The organism is Mesorhizobium sp. M7A.F.Ca.AU.002.02.1.1, from assembly GCF_003998535.1.
Taxonomy (GTDB): Bacteria; Pseudomonadota; Alphaproteobacteria; order Rhizobiales; family Rhizobiaceae; genus Mesorhizobium; species Mesorhizobium ciceri.
Window position 1 is genome coordinate 1 of record NZ_RZPB01000455.1, and the last position, 5,067, is coordinate 5,067.

Genomic DNA, 5,067 nt, shown 5'->3' on the forward strand with positions numbered 1-5,067 from the left:
GCCTGCAGCCGGGCAGCGTGTCGCGCGAACAGGCTGTCCGCCAGGTCAAGAATTATGTCGCGGGACGGCTGGCTTTGGGGGAGCTTGCGACCGCCGGCGCTTAAACCAGCCTCGGCCGGCCTGCCGGGTGGCGGCGGTCGAAGTTCATACCGTGGGATTGGCTGACGGCTTGACCTTGGCCGCCACTATACGGTGCTCTCGACGACGCAGAAATCTCGGAGCATCCGATGAGACTTCACAAAAAGCGCGCGCTGGTTACCGGCGGGTCGGACGGTATCGGCCTGGCGATCGCCGAGGCCTTTTCGCGCGAGGGCGCCGACGTCCTGATCGTCGGCCGTGACACCAAAAAGCTCGACACTGCCGCCAAGCAGCTCGGCGGCACTATCGAGACGCTGTCGGCCGATCTTGCCACCTCGGCCGGCATCGCGGCCGTCGGCGAGCACGTCAAAGAATCCGGCAGGCCGCTCGACATTCTCGTCAACAATGCCGGGGTGGCTTTCCTGGTGCCGTTCGAGACCGTCAGCGAGGCGCAGTTCCAGCAATCCTTCGCGCTCAATGTGACGGCGGTGTTCTTCCTCACCCAGGGTCTGCTGCCGCATCTGGCGGCCGGCGCGTCGGTGATCAACGTCTCGTCCTATTTCGCCAACAAGATGATCCCGAAGCGGCCGTCGAGCCTCTATTCCCTGTCAAAGGGCGCGTTGAACTCGCTGACCAAATCGCTGGCCTTCGAACTCGGCCCGCGCGGCATCCGCGTCAACGCCATCGCGCCGGGCACTGTCGACACCGCCATGCGACGCAAGACCGTCGACAATTTGCCGGCCGAGGCAAAGGCCGAGCTGAAAGCCTATGTCGAGCGCAGCTATCCGCTTGGCAGAATCGGCCGCCCCGACGATCTGGCGGGCATCGCAGTGTACCTCGCTAGCGACGAGGCGGCCTGGACCAGCGGCGGGGTCTTCTCCGTCGACGGTGGTTATACTGCGGGCTGATCCGTCCGGGCGCCACGCCAAGCGCCGACATTTTCTGCGACGCCACTTTCTACAAATCCAAGTACGCCTACCGCCTCCAGGACCTGATCGCGAACCCAGCGATGGGGTGGCTCGTCGTCGTGGCGCGCGTGCCAGTACATCCTGATTTCCGGAACAGCAATGGGAAGCGGTGGTTCAAAGATGACGAGCGGCAGGGTCTCGGCCGCCCAAACCGCGAACTGCCTGGGCACCGCCGACAGGTGGTTTCCATTTGCCACGGCTAATGCGACAGCCTGAAAGTGCGGCAGGGTCAGGCTTACACGGCGCGTTCGCCCGATCTTGCGGAGCGCCTCGTCGGTGGAGCCCGACATCGAGCCGTCGATAGAACGAAGAATATGGGGCAGTTCGCAGAAGAGGTCGATCGGCAGAGTCTTGCCTTCCATGATTCCCGCCTGCCTGATCGCAGCGTTGTCGTGCGCGGCGATGATGGCGAATGGTGAATGGAACAGAGGCGTGCTTGAGACCCAGTCGGAGACCTCCAGCGGACGCTCGAGCGCTACGTCGATTTCATCCTCCTGGAGCAGCCGCGAGACATCGCCGCGCGCGCTATCGAGAAACCTTAGCGACGCGCGCGGCGCGGCGCCAGCGATGCGTGCCGCCAGCGCTGGCATCAGCATCATGGAAAAGAAATCCGCCCCCATGAACGTGAAGGTTCGCTCCAGTTCCGCCGGATCGAACGCCTTGGCCGAATGGAAGACGCGTTCGATCTCGCGAAGCGCCACGCGCAACGGCTCGGCCATGCTCTCGGCGCGCGGTGTCGGCATCATGTCATTGCCCCGTCGCACGAACAGCTGGTCGTTGAGGAGATGTCGCAAGCGATTGAGCGCAGCGCTGACGGCAGGCTGGCTGAGGCCGATCTGCTCGCCGGCACGCGTAACGCTTCTCTCCCGCAGAAGGGCGTCGAACACCTTGATGAGATTGAGGTCGAGCGCGTTCAAATTCATCGCATCAATTCGCCCCATACGATCATTCGATTTCCGTTGTCGGCGTATCCCTGGCTAGATCGTCATCGGCCCAGCAGGCACAGGCAACAGAAGGATCAGACACGCCATGACAATGACCCCCGGCACGATCACAGGCAAGGAACTCTTCTGGTTCAACAACACGCTCGTCGCGATCCACGTCTCGTCGATAGCAGGAGAGGACGGCACCTGCGTCGTCGAGCATCACATGCCCTATGGCGACTCGCCACCGCTGCATGCGCATCGCAGGGAAGACGAAGTGTTTCACATCCTGGAGGGGAGATTGCGCTTTCAGATCGACGGCCACGAACGCATTGCGGACGCCGGCGAAACCGTCATCGCACCGAAAGGCCTGCCGCACACCTACCGGGTCGAATCCCCGGAAGGTGCGCGCACCCTCACCATCACGCGCGGTTCGGATTTTGAGACGATGCTGCGTCAGGCGAGCCGTCCCGCCGAACAGCCCGAACTGCCGCCGCTGATGGAACCAACACCGGAAATCATCGCGGCACTGGTGCAGCTTTGCGCAAAAAACGGCATCGACATTGTCGGTCCGCCGCTGGGGTGAGAGGCCGAAACTGCGCAGTCCTTCCCTTCTCCCCTTTGTGGGAGAAGGAGAGACGCGCCGCGCCTTCAACCGATTTGCATCCTCGCCGCCCGCATTCTCCGCTTGAAGCCGTTTGTGCAACGCGATACGCCGTTGCCGACTTCGACAAGGAGAGACCCGTGACCGCTGCAAAGACCAGAACCGAAACCGACACGTTCGGTCCCATCGAAGTCGCCGCCGACCGGTATTGGGGCGCGCAGGCGCAGCGTTCGCTCGGCAATTTCAAGATCGGCTGGGAAAAGCAGCCGGCGTCGATCGTGCGCGCATTGGGCATCGTCAAGCGGGCGGCGGCCGAAGCCAACATGGAGCTCAAGCGGCTCGATCCGGCGATCGGCAAGACGATTGTCGAGGCAGCGCAAGAGGTCATCGACGGCAAGCTCGATGAGCATTTCCCGCTGGTGGTCTGGCAGACCGGTTCGGGCACCCAGTCCAACATGAACGCCAATGAGGTGATCTCCAACCGGGCGATTGAGATGCTGGGCGGTGTCATGGGCTCCAAGAAGCCGGTGCATCCCAACGATCACGTCAATATGAGCCAATCGTCGAACGACACCTATCCGACAGCCATGCACATCGCCTGCGCCGAACGCATCGTGCACGATCTGTTGCCGGCACTGAAGCACCTGCACAAGGCACTCGCCGCCAAGAGCAGAGAGTTCAATCACATCATCAAGATCGGCCGCACGCACACGCAGGATGCCACCCCCCTTACGCTTGGCCAGGAATTTTCGGGCTATGCCGCGCAGGTCGCTTCGTCGATCAAGCGCATCGAGCTGACGTTGCCCGGCTTGCAGGAACTGGCGCAGGGCGGCACCGCCGTCGGCACCGGCCTCAACGCGCCGGTCGGCTTCGCCGAAAGGGTCGCGGATCGCATCGCCTCCATCACCGGCATCGCCTTCGTCACCGCGCCGAACAAGTTCGAGGCGCTGGCGGCCCATGATTCCATGGTGTTTTCGCACGGCGCCATCAACGCGGCGGCCGCCGCGCTATTCAAGATCGCCAACGACATCCGCTTCCTCGGCTCAGGCCCGCGCTCGGGCCTCGGCGAACTGTCGCTGCCGGAAAACGAACCGGGCTCGTCGATCATGCCGGGCAAGGTCAACCCGACCCAGTGCGAGGCGCTGACGCAGGTCTGCGTACAGGTGTTCGGCAACAATGCGGCGCTCACCTTCGCCGGCAGCCAGGGTCATTTCGAGCTCAATGTCTACAATCCGCTGATGGCCTACAACTTCCTGCAGTCGGTGAAGTTGCTCTGCGACGCCTCGGTCTCCTTCACCGACAATTGCGTCGTCGGCATCGAGGCCCGCGAAGACAACATCAAGGCGGCACTCGACCGCTCGCTGATGCTGGTGACGGCGCTGGCGCCGACCATCGGCTACGACAATGCCGCCAAGATCGCCAAGACCGCGCACAAGAAGGGCACCACTTTGCGCGAGGAAGCGCTCGCCACCGGGCTGGTCAGCGAAGCCGATTACGACCGGCTGGTGCGGCCGGAGGATATGACGCATCCGGGGTAGGCAATTCCAGGAAAAGTGTCTGCGGTTTTCGGTCCGGAATTGCGTCAACCAAAAGCCCGGTATTTCGTGAGGGGAGAATTTACTCCCGTCACGACCTCACCCGAAGCGAATTTTGCGCAGGCCGCCCGATCACGGAAACGTAAGTACTGTGAACAATGTGTCGCCAGTCTGGTGGCTTTGGTGAACAGTCGGTTTGCTCTATCTCCCCGGCATCAACCCATCCCGGAGAGCCACCATGTCCACCAACATTTCAGTCGCCGGTTCCGGCGCATCCAATGCCTCGACCACCATCCTCCTCGGCCGCGTCCTGCTCGCGGTCATCTTCCTGCTTTCAGGTTTCGGCAAGCTCACCGCCATTAGCGGAACAGCGGGCTATTTCGGCAGCCTCGGCCTGCCCTTGCCGACCGTAACGGCCACCGTCGTCGGCCTGATCGAGCTTCTCGGCGGCCTCGCCATCCTCGTCGGCTTCAAGACCCGGATTGTCGCCTGGGTGCTGGCGGTCTTCACGGTCGCTACCGGTTTGGTCGCCCATACCGGTTGGGCCGACCAGATGCAGATGATCCAGTTTCTCAAGAACCTCGCCATTGCGGGCGGCTTCCTCGTGCTGGCTTCCTCGGGCGCCGGTGCCTATTCGATCGACGCCAAGCGCGGCTGAGCCAAGACCCGGCAATAGCCGAACAAGAAAGCGGCGCGGAATTTTCCGCGCCGCTTTTTCGTTGTTGGTGCATGACCGCCGATCTGTCGGCCGGAGTTTCTGATAGGATCGGGGCTATCGGGACGAGGCCGGCCGGCGGCCGACAACGGAGGTGAACATGCCCCGCAACGCGCTGCTCCTGCTCTCCCGGCTGCTGCTCGCCGCCCTGTTCGTGCCTTCCGGTTTCCATGCATTGAGCGACATCGCCGGCACCACAGGCTATTTCGCCGGCCTCGGCCTGCCGCTGCCGACACTTGCTGCC

6 protein-coding genes are annotated in these 5,067 nt (G+C 63.0%); 5 read left to right on the forward strand and 1 reads right to left on the reverse strand.

Annotation, left to right across the window (positions count from 1 at the left end):
* Positions 1 to 227 precede the first annotated feature (227 nt).
* Complete coding sequence (locus tag EN879_RS23885; RefSeq protein WP_013532409.1) at positions 228 to 986, forward strand: SDR family oxidoreductase; 759 nt, start codon at positions 228 to 230, stop codon at positions 984 to 986.
* Here EN879_RS23885 and EN879_RS23890 read toward each other — a convergent pair.
* Positions 971 to 1,969 carry a LysR family transcriptional regulator gene (locus EN879_RS23890; protein WP_013532410.1) on the reverse strand — a complete coding sequence of 333 codons (999 nt, stop codon included), beginning with the start codon at positions 1,967 to 1,969 and terminating at the stop codon, positions 971 to 973. The genes EN879_RS23885 and EN879_RS23890 overlap by 16 nt on opposite strands.
* A gap of 106 nt (positions 1,970 to 2,075) precedes the next feature.
* Between EN879_RS23890 and EN879_RS23895 the strand changes: the two genes are divergently transcribed.
* From EN879_RS23895 to EN879_RS23910, 4 genes are all read left to right on the forward strand, one after another.
* Positions 2,076 to 2,555 carry a cupin domain-containing protein gene (locus EN879_RS23895; RefSeq protein WP_013532411.1) on the forward strand — a complete coding sequence of 160 codons (480 nt, stop codon included), beginning with the start codon at positions 2,076 to 2,078 and terminating at the stop codon, positions 2,553 to 2,555.
* Positions 2,556 to 2,713: 158 nt separating this feature from the next.
* Entirely contained in the window at positions 2,714 to 4,111 is a 1,398-nt protein-coding gene (fumC, locus tag EN879_RS23900; protein ID WP_013532412.1) for a class II fumarate hydratase, read from the forward strand.
* 235 nt (positions 4,112 to 4,346) lie between these two features.
* Positions 4,347 to 4,766, forward strand: a complete 420-nt coding sequence (locus tag EN879_RS23905; protein WP_013532413.1) for a DoxX family protein — start codon at positions 4,347 to 4,349, stop codon at positions 4,764 to 4,766.
* 157 nt (positions 4,767 to 4,923) lie between these two features.
* The coding region (locus tag EN879_RS23910) for a DoxX family membrane protein (RefSeq protein WP_127274285.1) at positions 4,924 to 5,067 on the forward strand (144 nt) is incomplete at its 3' end.